This is a genomic window from Corynebacterium sp. HMSC28B08 (assembly GCF_001806865.1).
Classification (GTDB): domain Bacteria; phylum Actinomycetota; class Actinomycetes; order Mycobacteriales; family Mycobacteriaceae; genus Corynebacterium; species Corynebacterium auriscanis.
Genome location: NZ_KV786165.1, coordinates 177,685 through 192,984, shown reverse-complemented (window position 1 = coordinate 192,984; position 15,300 = coordinate 177,685). Strand labels below are relative to the sequence as shown.

Sequence of the window (15,300 nt, the reverse complement as noted above, 5' to 3'; positions counted from 1 at the left end):
ATAATCTCCTCGTTCATTGAAAGATTCCTACCCCACTCACGGGCGTGGTTCGCGGGACTGGGGGGCGTCGATAACCTGTGAAGAATCCGTGCCGACCAGCAAGGTAAACAGCACGGCCATGCGTACCTGCACACCCGCTGTTACCTGGTCGAGGACTACGGTACGTGGGTCATCGGCCACGTCGTCGTTGATCTCCATGCCGCGCAGCATGGGGCCGGGGTGCATGACGATGGCATCGTCCTGCAGTTTCGCCAAGCGGGCCTTGCTCATGCCGTAACGGGTCGCATACTCCCGGTGCGATGGGAAGAACCCGCCGTTCATGCGCTCAGCTTGTACGCGCAGCATCATGACGGCATCGGCGGTAGACAGTTGGGTGTCCATATCGTGGGCCACGCGCACTTCACTGCCGTCCATGCCCCACTTTTCAACTCCAAAGGGAAGCAAGGTAGGAGGGGCCACGAACGTCACATCGGCACCCAGGCGGGTCAGCAACTGTGCGTTGGAGCGCGCCACTCGCGAGTGCAAAATATCGCCCACGATCACCACGTGCTTGCCTTCGATTTCCCCCAGGTGGCGGCGCATCGTCACCGCGTCCAACAGGGCTTGTGTGGGGTGCTGGTTGGAGCCATCACCGGCGTTGATGATCGCCGTTTCCCCCAACCAATTGGCCACTTGACGTGCCGCTCCAGATGACGGGTGCCGCATGACGATGGCATCGGCACCGACTGCTTTCAGCGTCAGCGCCGTGTCCTTGAGGGACTCGCCCTTCTTCACGCTGGATCCGGAAGCTGAGACGTTGATGACGTCCGCGCTCATCCACTTGCCTGCGGTCTCGAAAGAGGAACGGGTGCGGGTGGAGTTCTCGTAAAACATGGTGAAGATCGTGCGCCCCCGCAATGTCGGTAGCTTCTTCAGTTCACGCCCATCCAGCACCTCGGCAAATCGATCCGCCTCATCCAACAGTCCCACAATCTCGTTGCGGCTCAGGTCCGCGATACTCAACAGGTGCTGCATTGGCTTCTACTCCCCTGCTTTCTCTTCATCCGACGCCCACGGCTTGTGCAACTCAACCAAATCTTGGCCGTCGAGCTCCGTGAGGCTAACAGTGATGTCCTCCGTGGTGGAGGTGGGAATGTTCTTGCCCACGTAGTCCGCCCGGATGGGTAATTGGCGATGCCCGCGGTCTACCAGCACTGCAACCTGGACCATGTGAGCGCGCCCAAGATCTCGCAGCGCGTCCAGGGCGGCCCGGATGGAACGCCCGGAGTACAACACATCGTCAACCAGCACTACCGTGGTGCCGTCGATTCCCTCACGGGGAATATGGGTGGGTTTCAGCGCGCGATGGGCTTTGGTACGCAAGTCATCCCGGTACAAGGTGATGTCTAATGAGCCGTGGAATACCTCTACCCCGGAAAAGGCGGTGATGCGCTCCGCGAGACGCTCGGCCAGCGGAACACCCCCCGATGGAATTCCCAAAAGCACAACGCGGTTGCTGCCCTGGCTGTCGAGGGCAGTCTTCTCGATGATTTGGTGCGCGATTCTCGCGACAGTACGTGCCACGTCTGCCTCATTGAGTAGGACAGTCGTGTTCGATGCATCTGCCGTGTTCATCGTGACCTCCTTTCCCGCCTCTCTGTGCGGTCTGTTAAAGGATGTCTCTTTACGGTTGTAAACCTTAGCACGGCTGCGCTGAATAGAAACTGAGGTTACCCCTTAGGGCTGGGGTTACTCCCCAGGCGAGTCGGTTCCGGCGCCACTAGTAGTGCCAGCGGCCTCTGCACCCTCTGTGGACGCTGTTTCTGCACCGGAGTCGGTAACGCCAGCCGCAAAGTCGGAGCGCGCGGCCTCAGTGCCTTGGAGACCGTCGTCGGAGATAACGTTGCCTATGAGCGCATCCAGCTCCGCGTCCTCGGCTTCCTCCGGCCCGCGATCAGATCCGGTTGCTTTGGCTTCGGCGGCGTCGGCCAACTTCAAATCAGCCGCGCGTGCCACCCCGTCCAGTACCGCGTTGACGTAGGAAGGTGCCTTGTCGTGGGAGTACTGCGCCGCCAACTCGATTCCCTCGGTCATGGCAACCTGGTTGGGAACATCACTGTTGAACAGCAACTCCCACGTGGCCACGCGTAACACAGCCCTATCGACGGCAGGCAGGCGATCCAAGCGCCACTCGCTAGCCAGGTTCAAGGCGATCGCATCGTCGATGGCATCCAGGTGTGTAGCGGTTCCCTCCACGATGGTGGCGGTGTACTCCGGGACCGGCTTAACCGCATTGGCGGGATCGCGCGATAGGTCGCGGCGCTCTTCGACGATCTTTACGGGATCCAGATCACGGAACTCGGCTTCAAAGATGATGTCTACTGCACGACGGCGGGCCTTGAACCTGCTGCCGTGTCGCCTGTAGTTGTTCTTGTTTCCGCTCACAGTGGGGATTAACCGCTTTCCGCTGATCGAAATGGAGGGGTGGAAAAATCGACCGCAACCGACCGTGAATATCGCGGCGGCTGCGGGTTGGGGATTAACGTGCGCGACTTAGTTGCTGACGCGCGACAGGTAGGAGCCGTCACGGGTATCCACGCGGACCACGTTGCCGGTCTCCAAGAACAGTGGCACCTGGATCTCCGCACCAGTTTCCAAAGTAGCGGGCTTGGTGCCGCCGGTGGAACGGTCGCCCTGCAGGCCTGGATCAGTGTGTTCGATGCGCAGGTCAACGGAGACGGGCAGTTCGGCGAACAGCGCCTCGCCCTCGTGGAAGGAAACCTGCACGGTGGTGTTTTCCAGCAGGAAACGTGCGCCCTCACCCATGAGGTGCGGGGATAGCTCGATTTGCTCGTAGTCCTTCTCGTCCATGAGAACGAAATTGGTGCCGTCGTTGTAAAGGTAGGTCATATCGCGACGGTCCACGTTAGCGGTTTCTACCTTGACACCGGCGTTGAAAGTCTTGTCGATGGTTTTACCCGACAGGATTTCCTTCAGCTTCGTGCGGACGAATGCTGGGCCCTTGCCTGGCTTAACGTGCTGGAACTCGATGATCTGGACCAGTTTGTTGTCCAGCTTCAAAACCAGACCGTTCTTGAAATCCGCGGTAGTTGCCACGTGTCTATCTCCTCGATGGTTGCTATCTGGGTTTTATATCTGCGGTTGTTGCAGACGATCGCGCTATCCTGGCGGCTCGCTTTAGTTGACCGGTGACGTATTCTATCACCTCGACGCCACGCTCTAGACGACCACCAATTCCGTGGGCGAGGCGTTGCAGCTGATGTGACCGTCCTTGGTCACCACGTAGGTGTTTTCAATTCGGAGCCCTGTTTTGCCGGGAAGGTAAATCCCGGGCTCCACGGTAATGGTCATGCCCGGCTCCAAAATGGAAGTCTCGTCCACGCCGGCTGCGGCACGCGGGGATTCGTGAACGTCAAGTCCCACGCCGTGTCCGGTGGAGTGCACGAAGTACTCCCCATAGCCGGCATCCGTGATCAGGTCACGGCAGGCTGCATCAACCGCGCGCAACCTGGTGCCGGGCTGCACTACAGCTTCTCCCGCCTTCTGGGCACGGTATACGGTGTCGTAAATCTCATAGGCCAATTCGTCGGGCTCTCCAACGCAAACGGCGCGCGTTTGATCGGAGGCGTATCCGTCTAAGTAAACACCGAAGTCAACCGTCACCAATCCTGGCACGATCTTGTCCTGAGACACGCCAGCGTGTGGTTTAGCACCGTTCGCCCCGCTGGCCAGGATGGTGTCGAAACTCAATGCTTGCGCCCCGGCCAAGCGAAGGCGGTTCTCTAAGTCCGCAGCAGCTTCAATTTCCGTGAGCCCTTCGCGGATACCACCTTCGGCGAGGAATTGGGTCCACACGGAATCGGCAAGCTCACCGGCGGCGAGCAGGGCGCGTACTTCCGCCTCGTCCTTCACCAAACGCTCAGATTCCACAGCTTGGGAAAGAACCGCTGGGGCGCCCAATTCGCGGGCACTACCGATGGGCATGCTAGCTTCCACCGCGAAACCCCGATCGCCGGCCACCTCCTTCATCATTGGCAGCAGGCGGTTTTCAATGCGAATATCGACGTCTTCCGGCGCACCAGTCTCTAGGCGAATCTGCGTGTCGTACCGACCATCAGTACCGAGCACGGCAGTCCCGTCCGCACGCAAGAGTAGGACGGCATTGGAACCTGTAAATCCTGTGAGGTATTGAATATTCTTCAAATCGGTGACGAGGAGCGCGTTTTCCCCTGCATCTTGAATCCTGCTGGCAACGCGGTGGCGTCGGGATTGGAAATTAGCAACGACGTCGTTTGAAATAGTCAGTGACATTTTGTTTCCTTCCATGAAAAACAAGCAATATCTGCTTAAGCGAAATAGCGTAGTGCGGCTACGTAGCCATAGGTGCCCAAACCGGCAATAACCCCGGCAGCAATAGGGCTAAGGTAACTATGGTGCCGGAATTCCTCGCGGGCATGGACATTAGAAATGTGCACCTCAATAAAGCCTTGCGCGTCGGCTATTTCCGCCAATGCGTCGCGCAACGCTACCGAGGTATGCGTAAAACCGCCCGGGTTAATGATGACTGCGTGTCCTTCATCAGCGGCTCGGTGAATGCGCTCGATCAACTCACCTTCGATATTTGACTGGAAAAAGTCCGCCGCAATGCCCAGCCGCTCGGCTTCTTTGGCCACCATGTTCTCAATATCCTCGAGGGTCGTGGAACCATACACCTCCGGTTGGCGTTTGCCCAACCGGTTGAGGTTGGGACCATTGATGATGACGACACCGGGCGCGTGTGGCATGGGGATTCTCCTCAATTCTTGACTAGCGGCTAGTACGTTCGTAGGCGGTTTCCAACTGCTCGTTACTGGGCCCTTCCAGCCTGGTTGGGCTGCCAATGCCATCCAGCACCACAAAACGGGTCACACCGGCTTTGTTCTTCTTATCGCGAGACATTGCTTCATTCAACGTCGGCAGATCCGCCCCGTCGTAACGAATGGAAAGACCCACCGATTGCAAGATTTGTCGGTGCAGTTTCACAGCCTCGCCGTCGAGGAGCCCTGCCGCGTGTGCGAGCTCGGCTTCGAACACCATTCCTACAGCCACTGCGTGACCGTGGGGCCACGTGTAGTTTTCATGGTGTTCCACGGCATGACCATATGTGTGCCCGTAATTCAGTATTTCGCGTAAGTGGCTTTCTTTAAGATCCTTGCCAACCACATCCGCTTTTACCTTAATGGCTTTTTCGATGAGCTCGGGCAAGGTTCCCCGGGGAGCAAGCGCCGCATCGGGATCATTGAGGTAGATATCCAAAATAGAGGTATCGCGAATAAATCCGGCCTTAATGATCTCAGCGCTTCCCGCCACGATCTCCGCCAATGGCAAAGTTTCCAGCACATCCAAATCCACTATAACGGTGGCTGGCTCATGGAACGCACCCACAAGGTTTTTCCCCGCTTCCGTGTTGATGCCGGTTTTTCCGCCCACCGCGGCGTCAACCATGGCCAGCAAAGTGGTTGGGCACTGGATAACGGCTACCCCACGCATCCACGTGGCAGCGATGAAGCCCGCCACGTCCGTGGCAGCGCCTCCCCCCAAGCCGATAACGGCATCGTGCCGGGTGAGACCCGCATCAGCGCACGCGGCCCACAGTCGTGCGGCTTCGTCGATAGTCTTACCGCGCTCCGCATCGGCTAGCTCTACGAGGTGAACCGACCGGTCACTATCGCGAAGGATCTGCGCCAGCGCCGCAGCGCGCCCAGCCAGCGCCGGCTGATGAACGAGCAAATACGTCTGCGCGTTCTGCGTAGCCCTCATCGCCTGCTCAGCAACGAACTGTAGTCCGCGGTCAATATGAACCACGTAGGGGTTGAGGGAATGTACGGGAATTTGGGTCATTGCTTTACTTCCAATAATGGGCGGTTACGGGCGTTCCGGCCGCATCTGATCTGGGTAAATATCCTCCATAAAGGTGAGGATCTCGGTCACCACGCGCTGGGAGGATTTGTTACCACCAGTGATGGTGTAATCGGACACTTCCTCATACAACGGTCCACGCTGGGCAAGCAGCCTCTCATAGGCCGCCCGGGGATCGGCCACATTCAACAGCGGACGGCTACGATTACCTGCTAGCCGTTGCATGGCATCGTCAATGGGGATCTCTAGACGCACGACCACCTGATCGTTCAATAGTTCCCGGGTACCGGGATGGACCACAGCTCCCCCGCCCAAGGCCAGAACTCCGTGTCCACCGAGGGCTTCAGCAACGACTTCATGCTCGATGCGCCGAAACTCCTCCTCACCAAAGGTCTCTAAAACCTTTCCACACGGCATGCCGTACTTTTCGGCGATGAGTTGATCACTATCGGTGAAGCTGGTTCCAAGTGCGTGGGCCACGCGCTGGCCGATGGTGGTTTTCCCGCTGCCGGGCATGCCGACGAGCACAACGCGGGGACTCATGATTCTTGCCCTTCCCCCCAAGCCAGCCGTTGACGTACATAGGCCTGGTAATTATCGAAGTTGCGTCTCGTTTCAGCCACGCTATCACCACCGAATTTCTCCACCACGGCCCGCGCTAGTACAAGGGCGACCATGGTTTCGGCTACCACTCCTGCTGCGGGAACCGCGCACACATCGGAGCGCTGGTGGATGCCCGTCGCGGCTTCACCGTTATCCATGTCAACCGTTTTCAATGCGCGGGGCACGGTGCTGATGGGCTTCATGGCAGCGCGAACAATGAGGGTTTCCCCATTAGTCATTCCGCCTTCGATGCCACCAGCACGGTTAGACAAGCGAGAAACACCCCCGCCATTTTCAGACCGCACAATTTCATCGTGGGCTTCCGATCCACGGCGACGGGCTTCTTCGAAGCCATCGCCGATTTCCACGCCCTTGATAGCTTGAATACCCATGAGCGCAGCTGCGAGCTGCGCGTCCAGCCGAGCCTCACCGGAAGTGTGTGACCCTAATCCAATGGGCAAGCCCTTAACGACAACCTCGACGATGCCTCCTAGCGTGTCACCGGACTTCTTCGCGGCCTTGATCTCGTCAATCATTTCCTCGGCCGAGTCAGCATTGCACGCGCGGACCGGGGAGGCGTCGATGTCCTCCAATTGGTCGAAGTCCGGCACCGGGCCGGTGTAAGGGGTGGATCGGCCGATTGACACCACGTGGCTGAACACTTCCACACCTAGGACCTCGCGCAGTAGCGCCCGCGCAAACGTGCCCGCAGCCACTCGAGCCGCGGTTTCGCGGGCACTGGAGCGCTCTAGGATCGGCCGAGCTTCCGTGTGACCGTATTTGATCATGCCGGAGAAATCAGCATGACCTGGGCGTGGGCGGGTCAAGCGGGCGCCGCGGCCACTGTCCATCTCCTTAACGATGTCCGGATCGGAGGTATCAATGGGATCGGCAGACATGATCGTGGTCCACTTGGGCCATTCGGTATTGCCAATCATCACCGCAACCGGACTGCCCAGTGTGAGCCCATGGCGCACACCGGAAAGGAATGTCACCTCATCGGCTTCGAACTTCATGCGGGCACCGCGACCATAACCAAGACGGCGGCGGGCGAGCTGACGAGATACCTCTTCGCGGGTCACACTCAAACCTGCAGGGAGGTTTTCAATGAGAGAAATCAGGGCTTGGCCGTGCGATTCACCGGCAGTGGTCCATCTGAGCATGCCGTACATATTACTACGACCCCATCAGAACCATCCCCACTACCACAGCACTAGTCCCGAGGATCATCGCGGGACCGTGTGGTGTGTACGGATCCTTTCGGTTGGCTGTTACCACCATACTTATTCCGACGCCCACCGCGCCCGTCACTGCCATTGCGATCCATAGGCCCCAAAATCCAAGGCTCATAGCCAATGTGCCCAAAGTAAAGGCGAGCTTCGCATCCCCTCCACCGACCGTCATCCGGCTGTTGAGGATCGGTGCGACCACGATAAATCCCGCCCATATCACTCCCCCGATGAGTTGCCAAGGATGCCACCCGGGCAAAACACAGGTCAACACCGCGGTGACGACCGCCGGCGGCCCGGTGAGGTTGTTGGGAATGCGACGCGTGGTGGCGTCGAACCAAAAGATCCACCCAGCCCAGATTGCGTAAGCCACCCACACAACAGATTCCGTCCACGACGGCACGGTGCTGACCACAACGTTTCCCCCAAAAAATTGACGCACATTCCCCGGTCCGGGATCGAAAATCCACTAGCGTGCTGCGACGGCGCCACCATCATCGAGTGAACGGACAGACCCCAATACCCTTAGCGAGACCGGCGGACACTGCGCCACCATCGTCGAGTGCACGGACAGACCCCCAAGCCGCGAATGTGCTAGCGCGCTGCAGCGCAAACCGGCGGTTACTGCACTCTGTGGTGCAGCACGGTCTCTAGCATAAGACCGGCGGGGCTAGTGTGCCCGGTGAAAAGGCGAAACTGCTCCTCGGCTTGACCCGCCAGCATACGTAAGCCATCCGCGTGGGGCAGACCGGCATCGCGGGCGGCGCTGAGTAATGGTGTGGGATAGGGATCATAGATCACGTCCACAATGGCATGTGCCGTCAGCAGGGCGGGGACAAGGGGCTCGGCGGCCTCGGCGGGCACTGTGGAGATCACCACGCTGGAGCCGCGGACCGAGGCCTCTAGGGCTACATCATCAAAGCGTGCCCAAGTGAATTCCATCCCCAGGCCCTCGACGAGAGATTGCAAGTTCAGAGCACGCTCAGAACGCGCCAGGACGGTGATGCCGCGCACGCCCGCCGCCGCCAGGGCTGCTACTGTCGGGCGTGCAGTGCCACCATTGCCAATGACCACCGCGGAAGTTCCAGGAAGATCCGGGGCCCCGGTGGCGGTCACGTGTTCCAGACAGCGTGACACACCATCGACATCGGTGTTGTCCGCCAGCCACTGCACGCGAGGTTCCGCGGAAGACGTCGTGGCGGATACAAGAGCTTGGGCCGGGGTCTGGTCGAACGGCTGGTCCGCGAATCCCATTGCCCCCTGGTCTAATACTTGGTCCCCTGCTAGGTTCGGCGGCTGGCCTGGTGCCTGCATTGCTGCCTGAACTGGCGCGCCATCAATGAAACATGGAACCAGGGTGTTAGCGGAACCAATCCTCAAGGCCCGCTCGGTCGCCATATCGGCAAGTTCAAGCGCGGCTTGCTTGCCCGGCATAGTGACCGAAAACCCCCTCATCCCCGGCACATTGTGGGCTGCCTTCATCACACGGCGGATTTCCTTGGCTTCCCCCGCTTCCACGCGGTAGTAGGACATATCGTCTAATCCCACCGCACGGTAACCGGCGGTGTGCAACTGCGGAGATAGCGAATGGGCAATGGGGCGGCCCAGTACCGCGCACCGAGGGTTTGCCAACCCCAAGAATTCATCAACTGTGAGGAAGCCGCTATCCGGAAGCTCTTGCGTACTCATTTACCGTCCAGAGTCCAGAACACCGTTAGCGCGGGATTGTTCGATAGCCTTTTCGTGCTCACTAAATTCGCGGTTAAAGACGGTGGTGCCGTCCTTGTCGATAGTCACGAAATACAGCCAGTCGCCCATGGCTGGGTTCTCGATCGCATGCAGTGCCTTGAGACCCGGGGATGCGATCGGAGTATCCGGCAGGCCTTGCTTCGCGTAGGTATTCCATGGGGTAACGCGCTTACGGTCGCTGTCAGTCGTGGCGACCTCCTGCTCGGAAAGAGAGTAGTTGACCGTAGAGTCGAACTCCAGTTTCTGATCGATCTTCAGGCGGTTGAGGATGACACGCCCCACCTTGTCGAAGTCGTTAGCCGGGGCCTCGCGCTCAATCAAGGACGCGGCCGTGACCATCTCGTAGGGGGTCAGCCCAATCTTGCCCGCAGCAGAAACCAACCCGGTGTTCTCGTATTGCTCCGCTGAGGAATCCAACAGCGTGCGCATGATCGAAATCGGATCACTGGTGGGATTGAACAAGTGGATTCCCGGAGCAACGAGGCCTTCAATTCGCTTAGGATCATCACCTCGGCGACTCACGGGCTCACGCGCCCACTCCGGTACCCCGAGGTCTGCGGGGGACGTCTGGGACACCGCCTCGCGCAGCTTTTCCTTACTAATGCAGGTGTTTTCATCCTGGCACGTCTGCTTAGAGACCAAGGTGTAGATGCCTTCGCGGGTTTTACCACCGACGACGGTGACATCCTCGAGGGTCAAACCGGTTGGGATATCTACCACACCGCGTCGATTCTTGTCATCGGACAGCTTTTCCAAAGCGGACTTCGCCGACATTTCCTCTTGGAGAGGGTAGTAACCAGCTTGTAGTGTTGGAGCTTCCTTGGAGACTTCGGCCATCAAAGCGCGGCGGGAGCCAACGACGTTCTTTTCAACAAGCTCGGGAACCAATGACGCGACCGAGTCGCCTTCGTCCACGCGGACCATCACGATCCGCCCGTTTCCCGTACCCGCGTAGTCTCGGGTACCGACAACCTCACGCTGGTACCAGATGTATCCCAGTGTGCCGACAAGCAAGAGCACAAGCGCTATCGATAAGGCACCGGCCCATTGCCGACGGCGCCTGTACTTCGGTTGCATCCGTTGCTTCCCTTTCCTCGCAGTCAGGTCCTCTACCACGTCATAAGAATGGTAGAGCCTATTGTTACATGACAAACAGTCAAATTCGGCAATTACTCGCCCGAATACGGCGTGTTGAGTACACGCTTACGTCCATCCAGCCACCCCTGCAGAATGTGGACGGCCGCCGCTTGGTCGATGCGTTTGCGCCCCTTCTTTGTATTGACGCCAGAGGCATGCATGGCTGCTGTGGCTGCCACAGTAGACATTCTTTCATCGACCATTCGGATAGGTACGCGCTGGCCAAGACGCGAATCGAGTTCTTCGGCGAGGGCCGCCGCAAAGGCGGATGCCTTGTCTGTGCTTGCGGTGGAATTACCCCGCAGGGCTACGGGCAGGCCGATGATGACTTCGACTACGAAGTTCTCTTCGACTTCCGTTGCTACCTGGCGCACATCACCCCCGTCGTCGGTAGCACGAACGGTGCGTAGCGGGGATGCCAAAATGCCATCGGGATCGCTGAGAGCTAAACCGATTCGCACTGTGCCCACGTCGATGCCCAGCCGACGGCCCCGGCCGGGGTCGTCATCTGCTGCTGGGCGCTGCGATTCATAGAAAGTGGCGACCCGGTCCGAGCCGTCCAAAGGCGGGTTAGCCATTGGACTGAACCATCGCCTTCACTGCCTCTAGGCCAGAGGCAATGCCCGCTTGATCGGATCCGGAGCCTTGGGCCAAAGCAGGCTTTCCGCCGCCACGCCCGCCTACCTTCTCCCCGAAGGTCTTCACGAGGTCGCCGGCCTTCACGCCGCGATCCACTGCTGCATCGGTAACAGCGGCGACGAATGGGACTTTCCCCCCATCGGAGGATGCGAAGAATACGACGGCGGCTTCAGTACCGAATCGCGCCTTCGCATCGGTCACCATAGTGCGCACATCGCCTGCACTCACACCATCCGGCAGCTGAGAGGCCACAACCTTGATGCCTGAGATCGTTTCTGCCTTCGCCACGATCTCGCCCACACCTGCTAGCAATTGTTGGTTGCGTAACTGTTGGATCTGCTTTTCCGCTGCCTTGAGCTTGGCAGTCAACGCGTCCACGCGCTCTGGCAGTTCCTCGGTAGGCGCCTTGAGGTTGGCAGATAGATCGGCCACGACGTTTTTTCCACCGGAGAGGAAGCGGAACGAGTCCATACCCGTGTAAGCCTCGATGCGGCGTACCCCAGAGCCAACGGAGGATTCACCAAGCACGGCAATGGGGCCAATCTGCGACGAGTGATCCACGTGGATACCGCCACACAACTCCATGGAGAAAGGTCCACCGATTTCCACGACTCGAACGTGGTCACCGTAGTTCTCACCGAACAGAGCCATTGCGCCCATGGCCTTGGCTTCTTCTAACGAGGTTTCAATGGTGTTGACCTTGTAGTCACTATCCACGGCGCCGTTGGCGATGTTTTCGATGCGGGTCATCTGATCAGCCGTCAACTGCTCGCCGTACTGGAAATCAAAACGCAGGTAGCCAGGACGGTTCATGGAACCGGCCTGCACGGCTGTTGGTCCCAGCACGTCACGCAATGCAGCGTGAATCAGGTGAGTGCCGGAGTGTGCCTGGCGCGCCTGGTGCCGCCACGCATTGTCTACCGATGCGGTGAGCTTCTGGCCCACAGCTAGCTCGCCACCGGTAACGGTCGCGAAGTGTACCCAGACCTTCTTGCCCACCTTTTGTACGTCGTGTACGTCCGCTGCGCCAGACTGTCCGCGGAACTCACCGCGATCAGCCATCTGACCACCGGCCTCGGCGTAGAACGGGGTGCGATCCACAATCACTTGGGCTTGCTCGTTTTGCCCCACGCGGTCAACAAGTTGCCCATCCTTGATGATTGCTAGCACTGCCGACTCGTCTTCCAGCTGGGTGTATCCCGTGAACACGGTCGGGTGGTTATCCACGAAAGGCCGGTAAACGGATTCGTCTGCATGCCCCATCTTCTTGGCGTTGTTATCAGCCTTGGCACGAGCCTTTTGCTCGGCCATGAGGGAGTGGAAACCCTCCTCGTCCACGGAGAGGCCGGCTTCATTCGCCATTTCGAGGGTCAAATCGAAGGGGAAGCCGTGCGTATCGTGTAGCGAGAACGCGGTGGCGCCGTCCACGACGGTCTTGCCTTCGGCCTTAGCTTGGGCCGCCGCATTCTCGAACAACTGGGAGCCCGATTCCAACGTCTTGAGGAATGCCTTCTCCTCACCCACAGCCACGGAACGGATGCGCTCCCAATTGTTGGCGATCTCTGGATAGGAGGGGGTCATGGTCTGGCGCACAGTATCCATCAACCGCTCCATGGTCTCACCGGTCGCACCGAGCAAACGCGCAGAACGAATGATGCGGCGCAGCAATCGGCGCAGAATGTATCCACGCCCCTCGTTACCCGGGGTCACACCGTCCAGCATCAGCATCAATCCGGTGCGGCAGTGATCAGCGATCACGCGGAAACGAATATTGTCGACGTCGTTCACTCCATAGCCCGCACCCGTTAGCTTTTCTGCCTCATCAATCACTGGGCGCAGAAGGTCAGTTTCGTAGACGTTCTCCACATCTTGGAGAATGCAAGCCACTCGTTCGACGCCCATGCCGGTGTCGATGTTCTTCTTGGGCAGGGGCCCAATGATCTCGAAGTTGTCTTTGCCGATGCCCTCACCGCGCTCGTTTTCCATAAACACGAGATTCCAGATTTCGATGTATCGGGTATCGTCCACGACCGGTCCGCCCTCTTGGCCGTGCTCTGGACCGCGGTCATAGTAGATTTCCGAACAAGGTCCACAGGGACCAGGGATACCCATCGACCAGTAGTTATCAGCCATTCCCAAGCGCTGAATGCGTTCGGCGGGAACACCGACCTTCTTCTCCCAGATGTGTGCTGCTTCATCATCATCGGTGAATACAGTGACCCACAGGCGGTCTGGATCGAGACCAAATCCACCGTCTTCTAGAGAGTTCGTCAACAGGGCCCATGCGTGCTTAATGGCACCTTCCTTGAAGTAGTCGCCAAAAGAAAAGTTGCCCGCCATCTGGAAGAACGTGTTGTGACGGGTAGTCACGCCAACTTCTTCAATGTCGAGAGTGCGAACGCATTTCTGAATGCTGGTGGCCGTGTTGAATGGTGGGTTTTGCTGGCCCAGGAAGTAGGGCTTGAAGGGAACCATGCCGGCGTTGACGAACAGCAGGTTTGGATCGTCGAGAATCAGCGAGGCGCTGGGGACCTCGGTGTGCCCAGCGTTGGTGAAGTGCTTGATAAAGCGCTCGCGAATTTCATGCGTTTGCACGTGACTAATCCCTCAAATCTCGGCGACGGGTAACTACAACGTTCCTATTCTAGACCGAGGATGAAACGTTGGGGTATTGAGGTGCAATGACTACTCGCCACGCACGATGCGGCGCACCTTTTCCATCCGCTGGTTTATCGTGCGTTCATTGCCGTGCATAGTGGGCTCGTAATAACGCGCGTCCTGCAAATCATCGGGCAAGTACTGCTGTTGCACCACTCCCCGTGGATCATCATGGGGATAGTCATAACCCACGGCGTTGCCCATCTCACGCGCACCCTGATAATGACCGTCGCGCAGATGCGGCGGCACGGTAGTCCCCTTGCCCGCGTTCACGTCCGCCAGAGCCTTGCCAATAGAGTTGATTACCGAGTTGGACTTGGGAGCGGTCGCCAAGTGCAATGTGGCCTGCGCCAGGGACAGGCGCCCCTCCGGCATACCAATGAAGCTAACTGCTTGGTGGGCAGCTACCGCCACCTGTATCGCAGTGGGATCGGCCATACCAATGTCCTCACTGGCATGAATAACCAGTCGTCGCGCAATGAACCGCGGATCCTCCCCTGCCGCGATCATGCGCGCTAAGTAGTGAAGCGCAGCATCGGGGTCCGAGCCACGGATGGACTTGATAAAAGCACTCGTAACGTCATAGTGCTGATCGCCATCGCGATCGTAACGAACCACGGCTTTGTTGATGGATCGCTTAATATCGCCCAGCGTGATTTCCACTGGGGCATCTGGTGCGCCGCTGTGTGCCCTTTCGTTTGCTGCAGTATCCGGTGCGCCGCTGTGTGCCCGTCCGTTCGCTGCAGTATCTGGTGCGCCGCTGTGTGCCCGTTCCGCCAGCACGGATTCGGAGGCGGCCTCCAGATACGTCAAGCTGCGGCGCGCATCCCCAGCTGACAGTGCAACCAGTTGGCCCAGGGCGGCGTCGGAAAGAGAAACTGCCCCAGCCAATCCACGCGGATCCGAGATAGCACGGGTGAGTACATCGGCGATGTTCGCATCCGACAGTGGCTGGAGCTGGACCAGTAAGGAACGGCTCAGTAGCGGGGAAACCACGGAAAAACTGGGGTTTTCCGTGGTCGCGGCGACGAGCAACACCGTGCGATTTTCGACGGCAGAAAGCAGGGCATCCTGCTGCGTTTTGGAAAAACGATGGACCTCATCGATGAACAACACAGTGGAACGGCCGTGGACGAGACGCTGACGGGCAGACTCGATAACCGCGCGTACCTCTTTCACCCCGGAGTTGAGAGCACTGAGCGCTTCGAAATGACGATCGGAGGCGGCCGAAATCAAGCTAGCGATCGTTGTTTTACCTGTGCCTGGTGGGCCGTAGAGTATCACCGAACTATCCCCGCGCCCCTCGATGAGCCGACGCAAGGGGGATCCCTCGCCTAGAACACTCTCCTGTCCTACGACCTCATCTAGACTACGCGGGCGCATGCGC

14 protein-coding genes and 1 pseudogene are annotated in these 15,300 nt (G+C 58.8%); all 15 read right to left on the bottom strand.

The features are described from left to right. Window positions 1–36 precede the first annotated feature (36 nt). Window positions 37–1,014, bottom strand: coding sequence for an aspartate carbamoyltransferase catalytic subunit (locus tag HMPREF3098_RS05525; RefSeq protein WP_052094730.1), 978 nt, complete (start codon window positions 1,012–1,014; stop codon window positions 37–39). Window positions 1,015–1,020: 6 nt separating this feature from the next. Next, window positions 1,021–1,614: a bifunctional pyr operon transcriptional regulator/uracil phosphoribosyltransferase PyrR gene (pyrR, locus tag HMPREF3098_RS05520; protein ID WP_035113132.1), complete on the bottom strand. Its 594-nt coding sequence runs from the start codon at window positions 1,612–1,614 to the stop codon at window positions 1,021–1,023. 282 nt (window positions 1,615–1,896) lie between these two features. After that, a pseudogene (gene nusB / locus HMPREF3098_RS05515) lies at window positions 1,897–2,424 on the bottom strand (transcription antitermination factor NusB); the annotation flags it as partial. 108 nt (window positions 2,425–2,532) lie between these two features. Continuing rightward, window positions 2,533–3,096 carry an elongation factor P gene (gene efp, locus HMPREF3098_RS05510; RefSeq protein WP_035113131.1) on the bottom strand — a complete coding sequence of 188 codons (564 nt, stop codon included), beginning with the start codon at window positions 3,094–3,096 and terminating at the stop codon, window positions 2,533–2,535. Between the two features lie 123 nt (window positions 3,097–3,219). Continuing rightward, on the bottom strand, window positions 3,220–4,311 hold the full coding sequence (locus HMPREF3098_RS05505; protein WP_070434298.1) for a M24 family metallopeptidase: 1,092 nt from the start codon (window positions 4,309–4,311) through the stop codon (window positions 3,220–3,222). 35 nt (window positions 4,312–4,346) lie between these two features. Next, window positions 4,347–4,784, bottom strand: a complete 438-nt coding sequence (gene aroQ, locus HMPREF3098_RS05500; protein ID WP_070434297.1) for a type II 3-dehydroquinate dehydratase — start codon at window positions 4,782–4,784, stop codon at window positions 4,347–4,349. Between the two features lie 22 nt (window positions 4,785–4,806). Beyond that, on the bottom strand, window positions 4,807–5,880 hold the full coding sequence (aroB, locus tag HMPREF3098_RS05495; RefSeq protein ID WP_070434296.1) for a 3-dehydroquinate synthase: 1,074 nt from the start codon (window positions 5,878–5,880) through the stop codon (window positions 4,807–4,809). Window positions 5,881–5,904: 24 nt separating this feature from the next. Further along, complete coding sequence (locus HMPREF3098_RS05490; RefSeq protein ID WP_070434295.1) at window positions 5,905–6,441, bottom strand: shikimate kinase; 537 nt, start codon at window positions 6,439–6,441, stop codon at window positions 5,905–5,907. Further along, complete coding sequence (gene aroC / locus HMPREF3098_RS05485) at window positions 6,438–7,664, bottom strand: chorismate synthase (RefSeq protein ID WP_210385940.1); 1,227 nt, start codon at window positions 7,662–7,664, stop codon at window positions 6,438–6,440. The genes HMPREF3098_RS05490 and aroC overlap by 4 nt, the downstream gene beginning before the upstream one ends. A gap of 13 nt (window positions 7,665–7,677) precedes the next feature. Continuing rightward, window positions 7,678–8,145: a prepilin peptidase gene (locus HMPREF3098_RS05480; protein ID WP_168155993.1), complete on the bottom strand. Its 468-nt coding sequence runs from the start codon at window positions 8,143–8,145 to the stop codon at window positions 7,678–7,680. Window positions 8,146–8,351: 206 nt separating this feature from the next. Beyond that, entirely contained in the window at window positions 8,352–9,419 is a 1,068-nt protein-coding gene (locus tag HMPREF3098_RS05475; RefSeq protein ID WP_070434292.1) for a shikimate dehydrogenase family protein, read from the bottom strand. Further along, on the bottom strand, window positions 9,420–10,556 hold the full coding sequence (gene mltG, locus HMPREF3098_RS05470; protein ID WP_070434291.1) for an endolytic transglycosylase MltG: 1,137 nt from the start codon (window positions 10,554–10,556) through the stop codon (window positions 9,420–9,422). A gap of 92 nt (window positions 10,557–10,648) precedes the next feature. Beyond that, window positions 10,649–11,194, bottom strand: a complete 546-nt coding sequence (gene ruvX / locus HMPREF3098_RS05465) for a Holliday junction resolvase RuvX (RefSeq protein WP_070434290.1) — start codon at window positions 11,192–11,194, stop codon at window positions 10,649–10,651. Then, window positions 11,187–13,850 carry an alanine--tRNA ligase gene (gene alaS / locus HMPREF3098_RS05460; RefSeq protein WP_070434289.1) on the bottom strand — a complete coding sequence of 888 codons (2,664 nt, stop codon included), beginning with the start codon at window positions 13,848–13,850 and terminating at the stop codon, window positions 11,187–11,189. The genes ruvX and alaS overlap by 8 nt, the downstream gene beginning before the upstream one ends. 90 nt (window positions 13,851–13,940) lie before the next feature. Then, the gene (locus HMPREF3098_RS05455) at window positions 13,941–15,296 is read right to left on the bottom strand and encodes a replication-associated recombination protein A (protein ID WP_371440959.1); all 1,356 of its coding nucleotides are present in this window, start codon (window positions 15,294–15,296) and stop codon (window positions 13,941–13,943) included. Window positions 15,297–15,300 lie beyond the last annotated feature (4 nt).